This window comes from Enteractinococcus helveticum (assembly GCF_020742345.1).
GTDB classification, from domain to species: Bacteria; Actinomycetota; Actinomycetes; order Actinomycetales; family Micrococcaceae; genus Yaniella; species Yaniella helvetica_A.
This window is the reverse complement of the sequence record NZ_DYXC01000153.1, coordinates 24,716-43,730: the sequence shown is the minus strand read 5'-3', so window position 1 is coordinate 43,730 and position 19,015 is coordinate 24,716. Positions and strand designations below refer to the sequence as shown.

The window sequence follows — 19,015 nt, the reverse complement described above, 5'->3', positions numbered from 1 at the left end:
CCATTTCACCGCAAGCCTGAATCAACCGCTAACAGAAGCTTGAGGAAGGTTGCGATATGGAAGCCGGTTTAGCCCAGATCAGAGAAGAAGTACTGCGCCGTAACCCTGGGGAAACCGAATTTTTCCAAGCAGTCGATGAAGTCTTTAACAGTCTTGGCCCTGTTATGAAGCGCCACCCTGAATATGTTGAACACGGGATTTTGCGGCGCATGGTCGAACCCGAACGACAAATCACCTTCCGTGTCCCCTGGGTCGATGACAAGGGCGTGGTCAAAATTAACCGCGGTTTCCGCGTGCAATTCAACTCCGCGCTGGGCCCCTATAAGGGCGGCATCCGGTTCCACCCATCCGTGTACCTGGGCATCATGAAATTTCTAGGGTTTGAACAAGTTTTCAAAAACGCCCTAACCGGCATGCCCATCGGCGGTGGCAAAGGTGGCGCTGATTTTAATCCTTCGGGTCGCTCCGAAGGCGAGATCATGCGCTTTTGTCAGTCATTTATCACCGAACTGTACCGTCATATCGGCGAACACACTGATGTTCCAGCCGGCGATATCGGCGTGGGCACCCGCGAAATCGGGTTCATGTTCGGACAATACCGGCGCATCACCAACCGCTTTGAGGCCGGCGCGTTTACTGGGAAAGGTGTTTCCTGGGGTGGTTCGCTGGTGCGCCCCGAAGCAACCGGTAACGGTGTCGTCATGTTTGCCAACCAGATGCTCAAAACCATTGGTACCACACTGGATGGTGCAACGGTGACGGTTTCAGGCTCGGGCAATGTGGCCATCAACGCCATCAACTACGCTACGTCCCTTGGGGCAACCGTGCTGACCGCATCGGATTCCTCAGGCTACGTCGTCGACGAGCAAGGCATTGACATCGAGCTGCTGCGCCAGATCAAGATTACTGAGCGGGCCAGGATCTCCGAATATGCCGAACGCCGTGAACGGGCGCACTTTGTCTCGGATGGTTCCATCTGGGAAGTGCCCGTCGACGTCGCTATTCCGTGTGCGACCCAAAATGAACTCAGTGGCGACGATGCCGCAACCCTGGTGATGAACGGTGTCAAAGCGGTTGCTGAAGGCGCCAACATGCCTTCCACCCACCAAGCGATCAACACCTTCCGCGAAGCCGGCGTGCTGTTTGGTCCCGGCAAAGCGGCCAATGCCGGTGGCGTGGCAACCTCGGCGTTGGAGATGCAGCAGAACGCGTCTCGTGATACCTGGAGCTTTGACTACACGCACTCCCGGCTGGAAGAAAATATGGAAGACATCCACGACCGGTGCATTGCCACCGCCGAGGATTTCGGGCACCCGGGTGACTATGTGATCGGGGCAAATATTGCCGGATTCCTCAAGGTTGCCGATGCCATGATTGCTCAGGGTGTGGTCTAACCGGCGCACTGGGCTCAAAGCCTTAGACCCAGCATGAGCCCGGTGCCGCAAGATCTTTGCTAGTGGTTTGCCAGCGCGGCGCGCTGGTGTTCGTTGAGTCGCACGGGCATACCGGTGTTTTGGTTGACAAACACCATGGTTGAGGTGGCTTGGACCGCCACAGCATCGTCGTCATAGAACCGATAAGAAATCTCCACCGAGGCGCCTTTGACCTTGGTCACGCCGACTTCCACACGGATTGGGGTGCCGCGGTATGGTAGCTGACGGCGGTATTTTACTGTGTGCTCAGAGATCAGTGTCATCACACCGTCTTCCACTCCCGCCAACAGGTTGATACGCGGCCGGGGACTGGTGTCATCCAGGTGCCCGGTGCCGGAGGGAATCCCGAAAACCATGACGCGAGCTTCCTCCATCAACTGCACGATTTGGACGTTATTGATGTGCCCGTAGGCGTCCATATCGCCCCAGCGCACGGGAATCTCAATGACGGTCATGCTTATGCTCCTGTGTCTTACGGGTTATCTTGAGTAAATTGTGGATAATCTGCGCGCAGTTCTGCCACCGTGATCTGCTCTTGAGCGGTTACCGACTGCGGCCAGGCCAACGGCGGATTGCTGCGTGGGGCAAGAATGCCAAAGTTTTCCAGTTGAAAGGACAGTGCCGCCCCGTCGGGTCCATAAGCCCAGGGCACACCATCGGTGGCGCGTTGAGTTTCTTCGGCCCGCCCACCGGCCAGCAGCGCTTCAGTTGCCGACAGTTGCCGAATAGCAATCCCATTGACCCGGCCCGGGTGATGATGCGCAAAATGTGTGTATATTTCCGGATCGTGTTGACCGTCGTCGCCAATCAACGACCATGTCAACTGTGGAAAATCCTCAGCCAAGCGGGCAAGGGCACTGACCTTATGCGCCATCCCGGAACGAAACCACCGATCCTCGGTAGGCCCCCACGATGTCAATAACATTGGTCCGAGCGGAAATAAATGCCGCGTCATAAAACGCGTCAGCGTATGCGCAACATTCCAGGGTCCGGTGGAAACATAAAAGATCGCAGTGCCGCCGTCCTGTTCTGCCAGGCGGTTGAGCATTACGGGCATGCCGGCCACCGGGCGTCGGGCGTGTTCATCGAGCAAAAAGGAATTCCACGCGGCCGTTAGTGGGCGCGGCAGTGCCGTAACCCAAACGGTGTCATCAACATCGCAAATAACCGCGCGTTCAGCGTCGTCACTAATGATCAACACGTCTTGGCTACTGGATTCCCCACCCTCAACATGCAGGGTCACCGTGGCCCAGCCGGGCGCCAATTCGCACGGGATCCGCACATCAACAACCCCATTACGATCCGCCCGAACCACATGCCGGTGCCCGGCGACCTCAACTTCGACCTTGGCATAGGCAATCGGTGGGGAAACAAAGTTTTGCCACCCCCGGACGCCGTCCCGCACAATCTCGGCCAGGTACTCGGCCTCGCTCCATTCGGGCTTGGCCAACAGCACTCGGGAAAAAATCCGCACCCAGCGGGGTGAACCGTATCCGGTAAATGACAAAATTCTGGGTCGATCCCCGCGCCGACGTGCGCGGTCGCGTCGACGGCGTTGAAAACTGTAATAGCTAAGGGTGGCAAGTTGTTCTGGAGGGGAGACGTCGTTTCCCGCAGCACTCGATAGCCCCGGGATAGTTGGAAATCGATAAGTTTTACGACGGCGCGCCATAGTTTTGCTCGTCCCACTCCTTGTTCATCCAAACAGTCTAATACCTTTCCACCCGACTAGTTTATGGTGGAAGCCATGACAACTCTCCGCCAGACCGCGCTGCACGCCGCCCGTCCTGCCGCAGCTGAACTCGCCGCAGCATTTACTTCAGGTACGGTGGCAGCGACCACCAAGACAAATCGTCATGATCTCGTGTCTGAGTGGGATCACCGCGTTGAAGAGCACCTCAAAACGCAGTTGGCCGGTGACGGCGCAGTCTTCTGGGGTGAAGAGACCGGTCGTGAACCAGCGACGGCACCAGGCCAGCTGGAGTGGATTATTGATCCCATCGACGGCACCAGTAACTTCGTCCACGGCTACCCGTTGTTTGCCATCTCGATTGCCGCGGTGATTGACCAACAGGTTGTCGTAGGCGTTGTGGTGGATCCCGTCTCAGGCGACGAGTACTCGGCTGATCGTACCGGAGCCTATCTCAATGATGCGCCGTTATCTTGCAAGCCTGCTCCAATGGACGTTTCCCAGTACAATCTCATCACATCATTTCCGGCAGCTGAAATCTTACAGCGGGCACCCCAAGCGCCTGGACTCTATGGTGAATTGGTGCTCCGCTTTGCAACCGTGCGTCGTCTTGTCTCAGGAGCCTTAGAAATATGTTTTGCCGCCCGCGGTATCGCCGATATGGTGTTGGGCGTTGACACCAAACCCTGGGACGTTGCTGCGGCGTCGTATATTTTGCAACAAGCAGGCGGAACCTACCTCACCGGCACCTCGGGACCGGCCCATCTCGCTTCGCATTATGTTGCCGTGGCACCCGGGCGATCCGATGTGGCCATCACCGACATTTTTGACCAGATTCGCCAATTGTGACATTTCGCCGTCCAACGGTGGCGTCAAGGTGTCGTAAGCATCACAATAGAGTTTATGAGCGCCTACATGTTTGAACACCAAAAAGATCAACCGGTTCTGGAACTGACACGCCAGCAGGCAGAATTACTGCTGCGCAATACTCGACACGGCCGGTTAGCTTTTCTTTCGGAAGGCCAAGTCGAAATCTTTCCGGTTAATTACATCTTCGACGGCGAAAAGCTCTACTTCCGAACCGCAGCGGGAACCAAGCTCACGGCCGCAGAGGCCCATTCCATGGTTGCTTTTGAAACCGATGGTATTTTACCGGATGAGGGCTGGTCCGTCGTGGTGCGCGGCAAGGTCACTCCGGTGGCCGAAGAGCACATCGATTATGTGCGCGGACTGGGGATTGCACCGTGGATTCCAACGTTCAAAGATTTCTTTATGTCGCTCAACATCGAAGCGATCTCGGGTCGGCATTTCATTTTTGCCCGTCAACCGGAGCGCGGAGATACTCGGACCTTCACCTATGACCCAGACCAGCCTTTCTCTACGCCACCGGAAGACCCTGATCCAACCAGGCTCTCGCGCTAGGCAGCCCACATTGCGATGACGCCAGAGGTGGCAATCAATACCGACATGACAGTCATCCAAAAGACCGCCCAAAAATCACTGGCGACCTGTTCGTTGGCAATTCCTGCCGTCTGGACCGTATAGCGTCGCCGTTGGGACATCTGGATCAAGCCGGCACCGACAAGCGCAATAATGACCGGCACAAATACGATGCCTCCCACCGAGGGGTACCAGCGGATTAACAGCAGGGCGACCACAGACGTCGCAAGACCGGTACGACCCCACGACATCACGGTTCGTTCCGGCTGCAGGCCAGGGTCTGCATGCTGGACCGCTTGGAGCCGGTTTCTTGGACGGTCTGAGAATTTAGAAGCCATTGGTAACCCAAATGGCAGCTAACACGGTAATTGCTGCCACAGCGCAGACTAACGCGATGAGGGGAATCCAGATGGGCATCGGCAGTGCGCGCTTCTGTCGCATCGCGGCTTCGACTCGTAGCCAACGACCCGCCGCAGAGGCGGCCAACAGACCACCCAAGATTAACAGGATCGTGCCTAAAACTCGTCGTGAAGTATCGTCGAAGATTTCATGGGTGAATGCTTCGACGGCGATACCACCGGCAAGCAAGGCCAACGATGTGCGAATCCAGGCAAGAAAGGTGCGCTCGTTGGCGAGGGTAAACCGCGGGTCGGGGTCTTCTCCAAGCTGAAGTGCCCGCGGAACTCGTTTGCGAGGTGGCATAGTTGGCGGTTGACCAGTTTCCATAATCCACAGTGTAACCCAGGGTCACAGCCAACACGGTAGGCTGGACGAGGACTGTAAAGGTCATGCATAGCGCAAGGAATAGGGATGTCAGGCTCGAAGAAAAACCAGGAAGTCACTGTGGCCGAAGAGCCGACCAAGTCGCAAATCCGTCGCTGGCGTAAATACCTGGCAGATGAGATTGCCGAAGGCCAAATCTACCGTGATCTCGCGGATCGTAGCACCGGAGCAGAGCGAGATATTTTGCTCGGCTTGGCTGATGCCGAAGACCGTCACGCCCAGCATTGGCGTGATTTATTGGGAGACGACGCGAACGTCCGCACCCGTCCCAGCATGCACCGAGCGCTGTTGCGCTTTTTAGCGCGCATGTTCGGTTCGGTCTTTGTCCTTGCACTCATGCAACGCGCTGAATCCAATACGCCGTATAAACACGACTCAGAAGTGCCGGCAAAAATTGCCGCAGATGAAGCAATCCACGAAGAAGTTGTGCGAGGTTTGGCAGCACGCGGTCGCGAAACGATGGCCGGAAATTTCCGGGCCGCAGTATTTGGTGCCAATGACGGACTGGTCTCCAACCTGGCACTGGTCATGGGTATTGGGGCAACCGGTGTGGCACCTTCCGTCGTGTTATTTACTGGTATTGCTGGGCTGTTTGCTGGTGCGTTGAGCATGGGGGCTGGAGAATACGTGTCGGTGCGTTCCCAACGCGAACTCTTGGAAGCATCGCATCCAACCCAAGTGACCCTACGTACCGCAAAATATTTGGACATCGAACAAAACGAACTTGAACTCGTCTACCGTGCACGCGGCATGACGCCCGAGGATGCCAGCCACCGAGCCCTAGAGCGGCTGGGATATCTAAGCTGCGATTGTAATCCTTCCTTCTCAGCACGACCCGATGGCTCCCAAGGACCAGAAGAAGAACTGACACAAGAAGCCTTCGAATCCGTTGGGAATCCTTGGAAAGTTGCATTCTCTTCGTTCTTATTCTTTGCTTCCGGCGCGATCATTCCGGTTCTGCCATTCCTATTTGGCGCCATCGGCGTCACAGCACTCATGTGGGCGCTGGGCCTAGTGTCGGTGGCATTACTCATCACCGGGGGCATCGTGGGCCTGCTTTCCGGAGCGTCACCCCTCAAACGTGCGTTACGCCAGTTGGCCATTGGGCTGGGTGCCGCCGGCGTCACCTATCTGCTGGGCATGTTCTTCAATATCTAACCGTTCCACGGCGTCTGCGCCTCAGCTGGTCCAATCCCCACGGGTCAACAGTCCATGTCATCACAGGCCGTATCGACTGGAATATTGACCAGCCAAGATATGCTGCAATGACTATGAAGCTTCACGAGATCCCATTCAAAACCATGCAGGGCGCCGAGACGACGCTTTCCGAGTTCGAAGGCAAAGCATTCCTGATCGTCAACGTTGCGTCTCGGTGCGGGTTGGCTCCTCAGTACGAAGCGCTCGAGCAACTACAAAAACTATACGGCGATCGCGGGCTGCAGGTTCTTGGATTCCCAAGCAACCAATTTTTTCAAGAACTCCGTGCAAACGAAGCCATCCAAGAGTTTTGTTCCAGCACTTACGGCATCACCTTCCCGGTTCTGGATCGCATCCGGGTCAATGGTCGGCGTGAGCATCCGCTATATACCGAGCTCAAAAAGACTCCCGATGCCCATGGGAAAGCAGGCAGGGTCAGATGGAACTTTGAAAAATTCTTGGTCGCGCCGTCCGGGGACGTCTACCGTTTTCGGTCACGCACGGAGCCAGATGATCCAGCAGTCATCAACGCTATTGAACAGGTCCTGCCACAATAAACGCCTGCCACTCGCGTAGTTGAATGCAGGATCCGGATAGCCACTAGAGCGCACCATCAGCTTCGGCCCAGGGCTGGTCTGGTATACATACACCGTAACGTAACACTGCGCCAGTTGTACTGGCGGTTCACAGGAGCCCAAACTCAACGTTGTACACGGTGCCCGTGGATGTGAATGTTCTAGTCTTGCTCGGGGTTGATCCAAGCCGCCGACTTCCCCATCGTGTTGGTCGTGACTGCCTGGTCAAGTTGTGCAGCCGTCTGGCATGGATCAAGTCCACGAACACATACGGTGTTCTAGCCGGTTCTTGAAGACAAATGGAGCCCGAGCAAATTGCCCGGGCCCCATTGTCGGAATTTCTCGCCAGTTCGTGACTTAGAGGTTTTCCATAATCTTGCGCATCTTCTCAGCGGCTTCAGTTGGGGTCTGACCAACCTGAACGCCGACTGCTTCTAGTGCTTCTTGCTTTGCAGCTGCGGTACCGGAAGAACCGGAAACGATAGCACCGGCGTGACCCATGGTCTTACCTTCTGGTGCGGTAAAGCCTGCGATGTAGCCAACAACTGGTTTGGTCACGTTGTCTTTAATGTAGGCGGCTGCTTGCTCTTCGGCGTCGCCACCAATTTCACCAATCATGATGATGGCCTTGGTTTCTGGATCGTTTTCGAAAGCTTCGAGAGCATCGATGTGGGTGGTACCGATAACTGGGTCGCCACCAATACCGATCGCAGTCGAAATGCCAATCTCAGACAATTCGTACATCATCTGGTAGGTCAACGTACCTGACTTCGAAACCAGACCGATTGGGCCGGTCCCGGTAATGGTCGCCGGGGTGATACCTGCCAAGGAAACATCAGGGGTGATGATACCTGGGCAGTTTGGACCAATGATGCGTGTCTTTGGTTTGCCATCGGCACCAACATTGGCCTGGGAAGCAGCAAAGAATTCTGCGGTGTCCTGGACGGGAATACCTTCGGTAATGATGACCAATAGCTCGATTTCGGCTTCGATGGCTTCCATCGCGGCGTCTTTAGCGAATTTTGGTGGAACGAACATCACCGATACGTTGGCGCCGGTTTCTGCCATAGCTTCTGCAACGGTGCCGTAAACGTTCAGGCTCACGTCGTTACCATCAGCGTCGACGTGTTCTACGGTTTGACCAGCGCGGCGGGCATTGACGCCACCAACGATGTTGGAGCCGGCTTTGAGCATCAGCGCGGTGTGTTTGGTCCCTTCACCACCGGTAATACCCTGGACGATGATTTTGGAATCTTTATTGAGGAAAATCGACATCTTCTACGTATCCCGTCCTTACTTGTTAGCCAACTCGGCGGCCTTGTCAGCGCCTTCGTCCATGGTGGATGCAAGAGTGACCAGTGGGTGATTAGCCTCGGCCAAAATGGCGCGCCCTTCGTCCACCTTATTTCCATCGAGTCGGACAACCAGTGGTTTGGTCGCTGAATCGCCCAAGATCTCCAGTGCTTTGACAATACCGCTGGCGACCTCATCGCAGGCGGTAATGCCACCGAAAACGTTGACAAATACGGATTTGACATCCGAGTCACCTAGGATGACGTCGAGACCGTCAGCCATGATCTGTGCATCAGCGCCACCGCCGATGTCCAGGAAGTTGGCTGGGCTTGCGCCGCCGTGGTTTTCACCGGCGTAGGCAACAACGTCCAGGGTCGACATGACCAGGCCTGCACCGTTACCGATGATGCCCACGTTGCCGTCCAGTTTCACATAGTTCAGACCCTTGGCTTCAGCTTTGGCTTCCAGTGGGTTTTCGGTGCGCTCATCAACCAGTTCAGCATGCCCTGGCTGGCGGAAGTCGGCGTTGTCGTCAACGGTGACTTTTCCGTCAAGTGCAATCAGAGTACCTTCACCGGTCAAAACCAGTGGGTTAACTTCAACCAAAGTGGCATCTTCTTTGACGTAGACGTCGCCGAGCTTCACCAGGACTTCAGCAACCTTATCGCGGAGGTCTTCAGCAAATTTAGCTTCAGCAACGATCTTGTCTGCAACTTCGCGGTTCAGACCTGTGGATGGCGAAACTTCAACGCGTGCCAGATCATCTGGGCGTTCTTCGGCCAGCTGTTCGATGTCCATACCGCCTTCTACCGAGGCCATGGCCAGGTAGGAACGGTTGGCACGATCCAGAAGGATCGAGAAATAGTACTCTTCTTTGATGTCGGCGCCTTCAGCGATCATCACCTGGTGCACGGTGTGACCTTTGATGTCCATGCCCAGAATCTCTTTGGCATATTCATAGGCTTCATCAGCGTTCTTGGCGACTTTGACACCGCCGGCTTTACCGCGGCCGCCAACTTTGACTTGGGCTTTGACCACGGTGACGCCACCGAGTTTTTCAGCGGCGGCTTTAGCTTCTTCCGGGGTTTCGGCAACGATCCCAGCCAGCACGGGAACCCCGTGTGCCTCGAATAGATCGCGTGCCTGGTACTCATACAGGTCCACGGGTTTGCAGTCCTTTTACCTCGACAACAATTGGATCAGATGCCCACAACAGAATGCATTCGGGCATCTGCGAGTTCGGCTAATAAGCCTGGCAACTCCTAAGCTTTTACCTTAGTGCACGCCAAGCCGTGTTGAGGAACCATGACCTTCTATTGGTGGCCCTCATACTTTCTTCAACGGCGCATAGCGCAGCAGTAACCGTTTTTCTGATGCAGCAAATTGCACGACTGCGACGGCCTTATCTCCCGCCCCTTGCACGGCTGTCACTACACCGGTGCCAAACGTCTTGTGTTCTACCATGTCACCTGCCGAAACCGAGATGACTTCCTTTTGTGGGTTCACCTTTGTGCGCGGTTCCAGTTTGGTCACCCGAGCACGTTCTTGGGCTTCGGTAATGCCCTCCGTACCGGCTCGTCCATAGTTTTTCGACGACGGCGAAGCCCCCCAGTGCGACCCACTAAAGCGTTGCGCATCCCGATAGCGGAAGCCACGCACCCCGGTATCTTGCCCAAAGCCGGCACCAAACTTCGCTGTGGCCGCAGTGCCTTTGCCTTCCCGTTCCCATTCAATAAGCTCAGCCGGAATCTCTGACAAGAATTGACTGGCCGGGTTGAATTGGTGCTGGCCCCACATACTGCGTGCTTCAGCTCGAGACACAAACAGGCGCTCGCGTGCCCGTGTCAGCCCAACATAAGCCAGACGACGCTCTTCAGCGAGTTCTTTTTCATCTGCCATGGATCGGGCGTGCGGGAAAATACCGTGTTCCATTCCGGTCAAAAACACCACCGGAAATTCCAGGCCCTTGGCGGTGTGTAGCGTCATCAGCGTGACCTCGCCCATGTGATCTGCCAGCGCTTGGCCTTCCGCGTCGGTGGCATCTGGTAGTTGGTCGGCGTCGGCAACCAACGCCACCTGCTCTAAGAAATCACCCAGCCCGCCCTCGGGATTGGCTTTATCAAATTCTCGCACCACGCCGACCAGTTCGCCAAGGTTATCGGCCCGGGATTCGTCTTGGAAATCTTTAGAGTTTCGAAGCGCTTCGAGCATCCCGGTCTGCTCGAGCACGGCTTCTAAAATGGTCGCCACGGATTCGGTCTGGGCCAGTTGTTGCAGATCATCCAGCAACTGGATGAATTTGTTGATGGCTTTCAGCGACCGGGTTGCCAACCCTCCTGGAGCATTTTCGGCATCGCGCAGTGCTGCCATAAATGTTGATTGCTGGCGTGTCTGGTGTGCCGCCACCGTGCCTTCAGCTCGCTCCCCGATCCCTCGTTTGGGCTCATTGAGGATCCGGCGCAGGTTGACGTCGTCGTCGGGGTTATCCAGTACACGCAAATAGGCCAGGGCGTCCTTGATTTCTTTGCGGTCGTAGAACCGAGTACCACCGACCACCCGATATGGGATCCCGGAAGCGATTAGACGTTCCTCTATGGAGCGCGACTGGGCGTTGGTGCGATAGAAAATGGCCATATCCGCTGGACGGTAGTCGTGATTATCCATCAGATCATCAATGGTGTCGGTGATCCACTGGGCCTCACTTGATTCGGATTCGGCCGCATAGCCGACAATCTTTTCACCGCTACCTTCCGCCGTCCACAGGCGTTTGATCTCCCGCGATGGGTTCTGGGCGATCACCGCATTGGCGGCGTCCAAAATAGTCTGCGTGGACCGGTAGTTCTGTTCCAATCGGATTACGGTCGCGTCGGGATAGTCGTGTTCGAAATCCACAATATTGCGGATATCAGCGCCGCGAAAGGCATAAATGGACTGATCTGAGTCACCAACCACGGTCAGTTGTCCGCCCTCGGTTTCCACACCGGGTGGTTCACCGGGTGCACCGGTCAGCTGGCGCACGAGGCGGTATTGGGCGTGGTTGGTGTCCTGATACTCATCGACGAGTACAAAGCGGAATCGTCGGCGATAGTTATCCAGAATCGCTGGGAAGGCGTCAAACATGTGGACCACATTGGCGATTAGATCGTCGAAGTCCATGGCGTTTGCGGTGCGCAACCGGCTTTCATATTCCTTATAAACTTCGGCAACCGCCTGGTGCCAGGGATCCCCTGCCGCCGTGGAGGCAAAGGCATCGGCGTCGACGAGCTCATTCTTCAAGGAAGAAATCTTGTTGCGGATCGCTCTGGGTGCAAAGCGGCGGGGATCCAAGTCTGCGTCTTTGGCGATCTGGGTGATCAGGCGCAAGGAGTCCGTGGCATCGTAAATAGAAAAATTTGATTTCAGCCCGATATGAGTCGCCTCACGACGCAAAATGCGCACACACGAGGAGTGGAAGGTTGAGATCCACATGCGCGACGCAGCTTGACCGACCAGCTCGCCAATGCGTTCGCGCATCTCGGCGGCGGCTTTATTGGTAAAGGTAATGGCCAAAAATTCATGTGGGCGAGCATCACCGGTTGCCATCAGGTGTCCAATGCGGTGGGTTAGCACCCGAGTCTTACCCGAACCTGCGCCGGCGACGATGAGCAGCGGCCCCCCACGATGGACCACAGCCTGCGCTTGTGCATCATTGAGCCCCTCAACCAGCTGATCCGGGGTCGCATCGGCCGCTACAAGCGGGGTGTCGACCGTGGGGGCAAGGGAAAATGCGGGCGAAAAACTGGGCAAAGAAGTCTGGTGGGCCATGATGCATAAGTCTAACCGCATCCCGACGTTTTACCCGGGCGTGTTCGCGGGCTGTGGAGAGCGATTCTCAGCCGGTGCACAGTGACTCTACTAAGATGATGGTCAGTGATCGTTCCGCGTATGGGTTTTCTCCCCGTGCGCGGGCGCCAATAAATGATGCCCCGGAGGACGAGTGGCAAGAAAACGCCGTGCCAAAGATTACGCCAACCACGAGCCTGCACCAGCACAGCAAACAACTCGGGCTGATCGAAAACGCTTGACCGTAGCGCAAGCCAAAGCTGACATTCGGCAAGCCGGCCACCAGGAAGGTAGCCCCGGCATCCTGGTGTTGGCGATTCTCGCCGTCACCGTGTTCATCGGGTTTTATTATCATATCTTGGCGCTGCAAGGCATGGAGCAGCTCACCGGTGGGCTCTTGATGCTGGACCATCGCATGTCAGGCTTCGATCTGACCGCGGTAGAACAGCTGGGTGAACGCATGGACGATGAGGCCCTGCGCCAATACAACTGGATACACATCACCGCCGGCCGCATCTTCCCCATCATGATGGGGCTCAGCCTGATCGCGGTAGCGTTGTGGACGTTGAAAACGATCTGGGCCCGCTGGAGTGCAATCATTGTGGCGATTGGTTATGCCGCATTCGAACTCTGGGCCGCCACTGCTCGTGAACAGGCTTTGAACGACGTCACACAGGCCAATGTGACACTGGCATCGTCGCTCACGATCGCACAGTGGCTGCTGTTCATCTTGCTCGTCATTTGGATTGTCGTCATACTCGTATTGAAGTTTGTGGGCCGCAATAGCGCCGGTTTGGCAACATCCTTGGATGATGAGCGTGAGATCGGTGGCACCTACCGGTAAAGATGCTTTCTGCCCGACCATCGCCTGGTAATCTGGCAGACGGTACTAACCCATCGACGCATTGACGCCGATGCCCTCGTAGCTCAGTTGGATAGAGCAGCGCTCTCCTAAAGCGCAGGTCGCTGGTTCGAATCCAGTCGAGGGCACGTTGTATTTTAACCAGTATACGAATCGCAGCCACCTGATATCGCACCGGTATCGACAACCTTAAAAGTTGCTGAGTATCGACTCAGGTTAGCCTCACATACCTTGCGATGACTACGAAAAACGTATTGAGTAGTAACGTAAGAATCAGGGTACAACCCGTCCCTATTCAGCTTTGCACGACAAACAAAGCTTAGGTCTGCAACAGAAAGGTTACCCATGACTGAGAATTATGCAGAATATACGGCACCTGGCGTTGAAACGGAAGACGCGCATCGCGTGACTGAAATTCTTCAGCTTCGTCTCCACGCCCTGAACGATTTGCACCTGACGCTGAAACACGCTCACTGGAACGTCGTCGGACCAGAGTTCATCTCCGTACACGAGATGCTTGACCCACAGGTTGACGAAGTTCGTGGCTGGGCCGACCTGGTCGCTGAACGTATTGCCACCCTGGGCGTTTCTCCAAAAGGTACGCCCGGTGCCATCGTCACCGGTCGCGACTGGGAAGACTACCCTCTGGATCGCGCTTCCAGCCTGGCGCACATCTCCGCACTCAACGAGGTCTACACCGGGGTCATCAAAGACTTCCGTACCGCCATCGCTGAATCCGGCAAAGTTGACCCCATTTCGGAAGACATTCTGGTTGAAGTAACCCGAGGACTAGAACTATTCCAGTGGTTCCTGCGCTCATTCATTACCAAGGCTGACGGTTCTCTGAACCCTGTAACCGAGTAGCTTCTCGGCCGCGGTAGCTGCGCAACGATCACAAACTCCTCGAGATATTGATCATGTCTCGGGGAGTTTTTATGTATGCACATATCACCTGGTTTGTGGAGTTTCCACAACCTTCCAAGAAGACACCCGTACCGTCTTATGGCCGGGTGGTGATCTTTCGGGCCAACACCACCGTATCGTGCAGCGTGGCGACCTGACCATCGGGACCGGTAGCTTCTCGCGAGCGCAGCTCTGCGATTTCCACGACCCACTCCAACGGATCCAGCTGCAAGAGCTCAAGTTCAGACTCTGGCGTAGTCTCATCGTGGTGATGATCTTTAGCATCGGCATCACGGTGCGCCCCTGCCCAGGGCGGGAACGTTGCATGTGAAATCACCAGCAGATACCCGCCGTCTGCCACATACTGACTACAGGCCCGGAGAATCCCGGCCCGTTCGAAGTCGCCTTGCGAATGCAAAAAAGAGCTGACGACGAGATCATAGGTCTGTTCGTTGTCCCATTGAGCTAAATCTGCCACCAGGAAACGCGCCCTATCGCCTGCCAGCCCGCGAGCCCGGGCTGCTTGTTCGGCACGAGATACCGCCACGGCAGAAATATCAACGCCGGTGGCCTGCCAACCATGTTCGGCCAACCAGATGACGTCAGCGCCCTCCCCTGAACCTAAATCCAAGGCGGTGCCCGGAGTCAACGAGCGGCCAACATCGGCAAGGGCTACGTTGACGTTTCCCGACCACATATGGTCCGCTTGGCGATAACGGTCGTCCCATAGCTCTTGCGGAGTCTCATCCGTCATGTCTATTCACCACCGGCGTGTGGTTGTTGTCGAAATTGGGTCGCATAGAGTTCAGCATAGCGTCCGTGGGCGGCCAGCAGCTCGTCGTGTGTCCCACGCTCGTAGATGCGCCCGTCTTCGATCACCAGAATCTCATCAGCATTCACCACGGTTGATAGCCTGTGGGCGATCACCAAAGCGGTGCGTTCTTCTAGTGCTTGATCTAAAGCTTGTTGGACGGCGGCTTCGTTGGTGGAGTCCAGGGAAGCGGTCGCCTCATCCAGAATGACGGCCTCAGGTGCCGCAAGCAATAACCGGGCAATTGCCAAACGTTGACGCTCTCCACCCGATAGTCGATAGCCACGCTCACCCACGACGGTATCTAGACCATCGGGCATGTGCCGTACGACTTGAGCCAACCGGGCGTGGTCGAGAACCTGCCAGATCCGTTCATCATCCACCTGGCGATGCCCCAGCGTCAGGTTCTCCCGGATAGACGTGTGGAACAAATGAGAATCTTGGGTCACCATACCGACTCGATTGTGGATGTCTTGGGCAGCCGCATCCCGCAGGTCGACACCGTTGAGGGTAATTGCACCCCCGGTGACGTCGTAGAGGCGAGTGACCAGGTTTGCGATGGTCGATTTCCCAGCACCCGATGATCCCACCAGGGCAACCGTCTGACCTGGCTCCACGGTGAAGTTCAAGCCGTGGAGGACTTGTTCGGATTCCCGGCCGTCCAAGACCGCTACCTCTTCCAAAGACGCCAAGGAGACTTCTGACGCAGTTGGGTACCGAAAATCGACGTCGTGAAATTGGATCCGTACTCCCCCGGTGGGGATGTCTTTCGGGTTGGCGGGGTCGTTGATCATCGGTTGCAGATCCAAGACTTCAAAGATCCGTTCGAAGGATACCAGTGCGCTCATCAGTTCAACCCGGGCAGTGGCTAAGCCAGTCAGTGGTGCATACAGCCTGGTCAGCAGCAGCGCCATGGTGACGACGTCGCCGGCGTTTAGCCCGCCGGTAATCGCCTGGTAACCGCCGATTCCATAGACGGCAGCCAACGCAAGGGAGGAAACCAGTGTCAGCATGGTCATAAACACCGAAGTCCATACGCTAATGTGCACCCCGGATTCTCGCACACCATCCGCACGGTCTGAAAACACCTGGGATTCGTGGCGCTGTTCACCAAATAGTTTCACCAATGTAGCACCCGGTGCTGAGAATCGCTCGGTCATCTGGTCGCCCATGGCAGCGTTTCGTGTGGCACGTTCACGAGTCTGACCGGCAATTCGGTGGCCAATAAGACGGGCAGGAAACAAAAAGATTGGCAGCAAGAGCAGCGCCGCCAGGGTGATCTGCCAGGAAGTAGTGAACATGACCACCAGCGTCACGCCGAGGGTCACGATATTCATAACCACGGTCGGTAGGGTTCTGGCGATCGCCGTTTGGGCACCGATGACGTCGTTGTTGAGTCGAGAGACTAATGCCCCGGTTCTGGCACGGGTAAAGAATGCGACCGGCATCCTTTGGACATGATCGAATACGCTGGTCCGTAAATCAAATATGGTCCGTTCCCCCAGGGAAGCTGACTGCCATCGGGAGATGACATTCAGTATCGCTTCCAGCAGGGCAACAGCAGCGATGAGTAGTGCCAGGTTGATCACAACGCTTACATTGGATTCTGCCACGATCGCATTGACGACATCCCCTGCAAGGATCGGTGAGACCACCGTCAGGACGGCTCCCAGGGCTGAGACAATAAGATACAGGGTCAACCGAGTTCGATAACGGGCAATGAATGACCACGCCCGAGGGATAGTTCCGGGTTTCAATGATTCGTGTTCTTTACTTTGGCGCAGCTTCCCCAAAGCTGCCCAGCCCACATGGTTCATGCTCACGTAGCTATTTTCCTTCTATTGCTTCCCCAATGTGTCAACACAGAAGAAGGAATATTATTCCGTGAGGAGGTTCTTCGCCATGAAGTTCACCGAGGCTGCGTGGGCTTTAGCGAATCCAGCCATGCCGCTGCCGTGTGCCATGCCAGCGGCATAACCGGCGATGAATCCGACCAGCAACTCATCGGTGCTCTGGTCATAGTCGATACCATCAGCGATGCGTCGTAAAGCCTCGACATCAACGTGTACGGGGTCGATCTCAAGTGACTGTAGTAGTTGGGTGGCCCAGTCAGGCAGCGGTTGTGTCATGTATTAGGACTTTCTGTTAAATACAATAAAGTCCCTCCTAGTAATCAGGAGAGACTTTATTGAGCAGTTGTTAAGGAAAAAACCTAGCCGACGTAGGTGTAGTAACCCATCAGTGGGTTGCGGGTGACGTCGTGGAGGATGGTGCCAACCGAGGGGTTCTGAGCACCGATCATCTGGCCGTTGCCAACATAGATACCAACGTGGGATCCACCGTTCTGGAAGACCAGGTCACCTGGTTTGGGGCTGGCGGTACGAACGAACTGTCCGGAGCCTAGGATAGCCGAGGTAGAAGATGGAATACTGATGCCTGCTTGAGCGTATGCCCATGCGGTAAATCCGGAGCAGTCCCAGCCGCCTGGGCCTTTACCGCCCCATACGTATGGGGTTCCGATACCGGAGTATGCTGCGGAGACTACTGCAGCAAGTGAACCTGTGGCACTCGACTCTGGAGCGCTTGGAGCTTCCTGAGTGGTTGCCGACTGTGTCTGAGTGGTGCTGTCGGCAGTGCCGTTCTCGGCAGTGCTGTTCTCGGCAGCAGTTTCGTTTGTTACTGGAGAAACGTCTTCTTCAACTACAGGCTCTGGTTCTGGTTCTGGCGCCGGAGTTGATTTCAGGGCTGCACGTCCGAGATCCAGGCTTACTGAATCAGCGGTGATGACATCGGCTTTGCCCGAGGTGCGTTCCAGTTTGAAGTTTGTGGCTGGCAGGGTTGATGTTTCACGATCAGTCTGCACAGGTGCCGCGGTTGCTGCTGGTGCCACGGTCAACACCATACCGGAGGCAGCTGCAATCGCAGCAGCCTGGCGACCCGAGCGGCCAAGAGCCTGGGTCATGGCTTCTAGCGTGGCGCCCTTCGCAGGAGTTGCACGGTGACGTGCAGTTGAAATGCGCTTCGACACTTAGTTTACCTCTCTCATGTGCTTAGTGGCTTGTGGCCCCACTCCGCCACGAACAATTTTTACAACTGCTATGTTTTGCCCCTCCAGCTGCGGAGTGTAAAAGCAAGCTGGTGGCGGGTGCTGAATCACATTTTGTTATCAACACCGAGAGCTAGCTTAGTAGAAGTACAACGGAATGTCACATTCGGATAACAATTCGTTGAGTCATCTCATGAAATATGCGCCTACATCCGCATAACCACGCGGTAGAAGACAAAATAACATTTTGATATTTTTCTTGGTCGATTCGTTATTTTTCGATCAAAACATGGCCGTGCGCGACTCTAATGGAGCATAATTCAGTCACTGAACGCGGACCACACGAACATGGACAGCAGTATCGTCAGAAATTTCGAGGCCTAGTTCCGAAATGTCTTCAACTTCTCCGGGCAGTTCGGGTCCACGCTCCAGGACACGAACTGCCACGTAACCATCTGCCGGCTCTGCAATGAGTGTGGCACCAGGTTGAATACCAGCCGCAGCAAATTGTGTCAGCAATTCGGGATCGGTCTGGATCGCTTCGGTAAGGACCTTGACTTCAAAAGTCCCGGCTTTTTCCAGTGCAACGGTCAGCGGTTCACCTTCATACAGCTGTGGATCCAAGCCGGTGGCCGGGCCACCGAGTTCTTCAAGCAGCGGAATTTGGTTGCCAAATGGAGAATTCGATGGCGAATGCAATAGATCCATCAACCGGGCTTCCACCTGGTCACTCATCACATGCTCCCAGCGGCATGCTTCATCGTGCACGTAGGGCCAGTCCAAGCCGATAACGTCTGCCAGTAAGCGTTCAGCTAGTCGATGCTTTCGCATCACTGTAGCGGCAGCTTTCAAACCCTCATCGGTGAACTCAAGTTTTCGATCGGGTGCCACATGCAAAAGACCATCGCGTTCCATGCGGGCTACCGTTTGTGAAACGGTTGGACCTGAGTGATCAAGCCGTTCAGCTATGCGGGCCCGCAACGGCGCAATACCTTCTTCCATCAATTCATAGATGGTGCGCAAGTACATTTCCGTCGTATCAATCAGATCGGCCACAGCCACATTCCTTCATAGCGATATACGTCTTAAATATTCTGCAATCACCAATCATCATACGTTCGCAGTGAGAACTCGGCCAGAATGTATCCACAGGCATCTGT

Annotated in this window: 19 protein-coding genes and 1 tRNA gene; 8 read left to right on the top strand and 12 right to left on the bottom strand. The window is 55.6% G+C overall.

Annotation, left to right across the window (positions count from 1 at the left end; translation table 11 throughout):
- Nucleotides 1-56: 56 nt before the first annotated feature.
- A complete protein-coding gene (gene gdhA, locus K8V32_RS13375) occupies nucleotides 57-1,394 on the top strand; it encodes an NADP-specific glutamate dehydrogenase (RefSeq protein WP_303908480.1) in 1,338 nt (445 codons plus the stop codon).
- Between the two features lie 59 nt (nucleotides 1,395-1,453).
- Here the strand turns inward: gdhA and K8V32_RS13370 are convergent, their stop codons facing one another.
- Entirely contained in the window at nucleotides 1,454-1,888 is a 435-nt protein-coding gene (locus K8V32_RS13370; RefSeq protein ID WP_303908476.1) for an acyl-CoA thioesterase, read from the bottom strand.
- A 17-nt stretch (nucleotides 1,889-1,905) separates the two neighbouring features.
- Entirely contained in the window at nucleotides 1,906-3,105 is a 1,200-nt protein-coding gene (locus K8V32_RS13365) for an App1 family protein phosphatidate phosphatase (protein WP_303908472.1), read from the bottom strand.
- Between the two features lie 75 nt (nucleotides 3,106-3,180).
- Between K8V32_RS13365 and K8V32_RS13360 the strand changes: the two genes are divergently transcribed.
- Both K8V32_RS13360 and K8V32_RS13355 read left to right on the top strand, forming a co-directional pair.
- Nucleotides 3,181-3,972 (top strand): inositol monophosphatase family protein, encoded by a 792-nt coding sequence (locus K8V32_RS13360; protein WP_303908469.1) that lies wholly within the window; start codon nucleotides 3,181-3,183, stop codon nucleotides 3,970-3,972.
- Between the two features lie 54 nt (nucleotides 3,973-4,026).
- On the top strand, nucleotides 4,027-4,545 hold the full coding sequence (locus K8V32_RS13355) for a pyridoxamine 5'-phosphate oxidase family protein (protein WP_303908467.1): 519 nt from the start codon (nucleotides 4,027-4,029) through the stop codon (nucleotides 4,543-4,545).
- Here K8V32_RS13355 and K8V32_RS13350 read toward each other — a convergent pair.
- Both K8V32_RS13350 and K8V32_RS13345 read right to left on the bottom strand, forming a co-directional pair.
- Nucleotides 4,542-4,901: a DUF202 domain-containing protein gene (locus K8V32_RS13350; RefSeq protein WP_303908464.1), complete on the bottom strand. Its 360-nt coding sequence runs from the start codon at nucleotides 4,899-4,901 to the stop codon at nucleotides 4,542-4,544. The genes K8V32_RS13355 and K8V32_RS13350 overlap by 4 nt on opposite strands.
- Nucleotides 4,891-5,289, bottom strand: a complete 399-nt coding sequence (locus tag K8V32_RS13345) for a YidH family protein (RefSeq protein ID WP_303908461.1) — start codon at nucleotides 5,287-5,289, stop codon at nucleotides 4,891-4,893. Before K8V32_RS13345 ends, K8V32_RS13350 begins: the two co-directional genes overlap by 11 nt.
- Before the next feature lie 84 nt (nucleotides 5,290-5,373).
- On the opposite strand from K8V32_RS13345, the gene K8V32_RS13340 reads away from it, so the two are divergent.
- Nucleotides 5,374-6,504, top strand: coding sequence for a VIT1/CCC1 transporter family protein (locus K8V32_RS13340; protein WP_303908458.1), 1,131 nt, complete (start codon nucleotides 5,374-5,376; stop codon nucleotides 6,502-6,504).
- A 113-nt stretch (nucleotides 6,505-6,617) separates the two neighbouring features.
- Complete coding sequence (locus K8V32_RS13335; protein WP_524536747.1) at nucleotides 6,618-7,100, top strand: glutathione peroxidase; 483 nt, start codon at nucleotides 6,618-6,620, stop codon at nucleotides 7,098-7,100.
- Between the two features lie 375 nt (nucleotides 7,101-7,475).
- On the opposite strand, the gene sucD is transcribed toward K8V32_RS13335, so the two are convergent.
- The 3 genes from sucD to pcrA form a co-directional block, all read right to left on the bottom strand.
- The gene (gene sucD, locus K8V32_RS13330) at nucleotides 7,476-8,393 is read right to left on the bottom strand and encodes a succinate--CoA ligase subunit alpha (protein WP_303908452.1); all 918 of its coding nucleotides are present in this window, start codon (nucleotides 8,391-8,393) and stop codon (nucleotides 7,476-7,478) included.
- Nucleotides 8,394-8,411: 18 nt separating this feature from the next.
- Nucleotides 8,412-9,575, bottom strand: coding sequence for an ADP-forming succinate--CoA ligase subunit beta (sucC, locus tag K8V32_RS13325; protein WP_303908450.1), 1,164 nt, complete (start codon nucleotides 9,573-9,575; stop codon nucleotides 8,412-8,414).
- A 162-nt stretch (nucleotides 9,576-9,737) separates the two neighbouring features.
- Entirely contained in the window at nucleotides 9,738-12,215 is a 2,478-nt protein-coding gene (gene pcrA, locus K8V32_RS13320; RefSeq protein WP_303908448.1) for a DNA helicase PcrA, read from the bottom strand.
- A 172-nt stretch (nucleotides 12,216-12,387) separates the two neighbouring features.
- On the opposite strand from pcrA, the gene K8V32_RS13315 reads away from it, so the two are divergent.
- The 3 genes from K8V32_RS13315 (at nucleotide 12,388) to K8V32_RS13305 (ending at nucleotide 13,959) form a co-directional block, all read left to right on the top strand.
- A complete protein-coding gene (locus K8V32_RS13315) occupies nucleotides 12,388-13,077 on the top strand; it encodes a hypothetical protein (RefSeq protein WP_303908445.1) in 690 nt (229 codons plus the stop codon).
- 72 nt (nucleotides 13,078-13,149) lie between these two features.
- Nucleotides 13,150-13,223, top strand: a tRNA-Arg gene (locus tag K8V32_RS13310).
- 217 nt (nucleotides 13,224-13,440) lie between these two features.
- Nucleotides 13,441-13,959 carry a Dps family protein gene (locus K8V32_RS13305; RefSeq protein WP_303908442.1) on the top strand — a complete coding sequence of 173 codons (519 nt, stop codon included), beginning with the start codon at nucleotides 13,441-13,443 and terminating at the stop codon, nucleotides 13,957-13,959.
- A gap of 136 nt (nucleotides 13,960-14,095) precedes the next feature.
- On the opposite strand, the gene K8V32_RS13300 is transcribed toward K8V32_RS13305, so the two are convergent.
- The 5 genes from K8V32_RS13300 to K8V32_RS13280 form a co-directional block, all read right to left on the bottom strand.
- A complete protein-coding gene (locus K8V32_RS13300; protein WP_303908440.1) occupies nucleotides 14,096-14,752 on the bottom strand; it encodes an SAM-dependent methyltransferase in 657 nt (218 codons plus the stop codon).
- Between the two features lie 2 nt (nucleotides 14,753-14,754).
- Nucleotides 14,755-16,632: an ABC transporter ATP-binding protein gene (locus K8V32_RS13295; protein WP_524536746.1), complete on the bottom strand. Its 1,878-nt coding sequence runs from the start codon at nucleotides 16,630-16,632 to the stop codon at nucleotides 14,755-14,757.
- Between the two features lie 54 nt (nucleotides 16,633-16,686).
- Nucleotides 16,687-16,938, bottom strand: a complete 252-nt coding sequence (locus K8V32_RS13290; RefSeq protein WP_303908437.1) for a hypothetical protein — start codon at nucleotides 16,936-16,938, stop codon at nucleotides 16,687-16,689.
- Nucleotides 16,939-17,021: 83 nt separating this feature from the next.
- Nucleotides 17,022-17,837: a C40 family peptidase gene (locus K8V32_RS13285; RefSeq protein WP_303908435.1), complete on the bottom strand. Its 816-nt coding sequence runs from the start codon at nucleotides 17,835-17,837 to the stop codon at nucleotides 17,022-17,024.
- A 342-nt stretch (nucleotides 17,838-18,179) separates the two neighbouring features.
- Nucleotides 18,180-18,911 (bottom strand): metal-dependent transcriptional regulator, encoded by a 732-nt coding sequence (locus K8V32_RS13280; protein ID WP_303908432.1) that lies wholly within the window; start codon nucleotides 18,909-18,911, stop codon nucleotides 18,180-18,182.
- Nucleotides 18,912-19,015 lie beyond the last annotated feature (104 nt).

Excerpts from the sequence above, each read along its gene's own strand:
- pcrA (WP_303908448.1), bottom strand. The coding sequence starts at position 12,215 with ATGGCCCACCAGACTTCTTTGCCCAGTTTTTCGCCCGCATTTTCCCTT.
- K8V32_RS13290 (WP_303908437.1), bottom strand. The coding sequence starts at position 16,938 with ATGACACAACCGCTGCCTGACTGGGCCACCCAACTACTACAGTCACTT.
- K8V32_RS13300 (WP_303908440.1), bottom strand. The coding sequence starts at position 14,752 with ATGACGGATGAGACTCCGCAAGAGCTATGGGACGACCGTTATCGCCAA.
- K8V32_RS13305 (WP_303908442.1), top strand. The coding sequence starts at position 13,441 with ATGACTGAGAATTATGCAGAATATACGGCACCTGGCGTTGAAACGGAA.
- sucD (WP_303908452.1), bottom strand. The coding sequence starts at position 8,393 with ATGTCGATTTTCCTCAATAAAGATTCCAAAATCATCGTCCAGGGTATT.
- K8V32_RS13350 (WP_303908464.1), bottom strand. The coding sequence starts at position 4,901 with ATGGCTTCTAAATTCTCAGACCGTCCAAGAAACCGGCTCCAAGCGGTC.
- K8V32_RS13340 (WP_303908458.1), top strand. The coding sequence starts at position 5,374 with ATGTCAGGCTCGAAGAAAAACCAGGAAGTCACTGTGGCCGAAGAGCCG.
- gdhA (WP_303908480.1), top strand. The coding sequence starts at position 57 with ATGGAAGCCGGTTTAGCCCAGATCAGAGAAGAAGTACTGCGCCGTAAC.
- K8V32_RS13370 (WP_303908476.1), bottom strand. The coding sequence starts at position 1,888 with ATGACCGTCATTGAGATTCCCGTGCGCTGGGGCGATATGGACGCCTAC.
- K8V32_RS13355 (WP_303908467.1), top strand. The coding sequence starts at position 4,027 with ATGAGCGCCTACATGTTTGAACACCAAAAAGATCAACCGGTTCTGGAA.
- K8V32_RS13360 (WP_303908469.1), top strand. The coding sequence starts at position 3,181 with ATGACAACTCTCCGCCAGACCGCGCTGCACGCCGCCCGTCCTGCCGCA.
- K8V32_RS13335 (WP_524536747.1), top strand. The coding sequence starts at position 6,618 with ATGAAGCTTCACGAGATCCCATTCAAAACCATGCAGGGCGCCGAGACG.
- K8V32_RS13365 (WP_303908472.1), bottom strand. The coding sequence starts at position 3,105 with ATGGCGCGCCGTCGTAAAACTTATCGATTTCCAACTATCCCGGGGCTA.
- K8V32_RS13345 (WP_303908461.1), bottom strand. The coding sequence starts at position 5,289 with ATGGAAACTGGTCAACCGCCAACTATGCCACCTCGCAAACGAGTTCCG.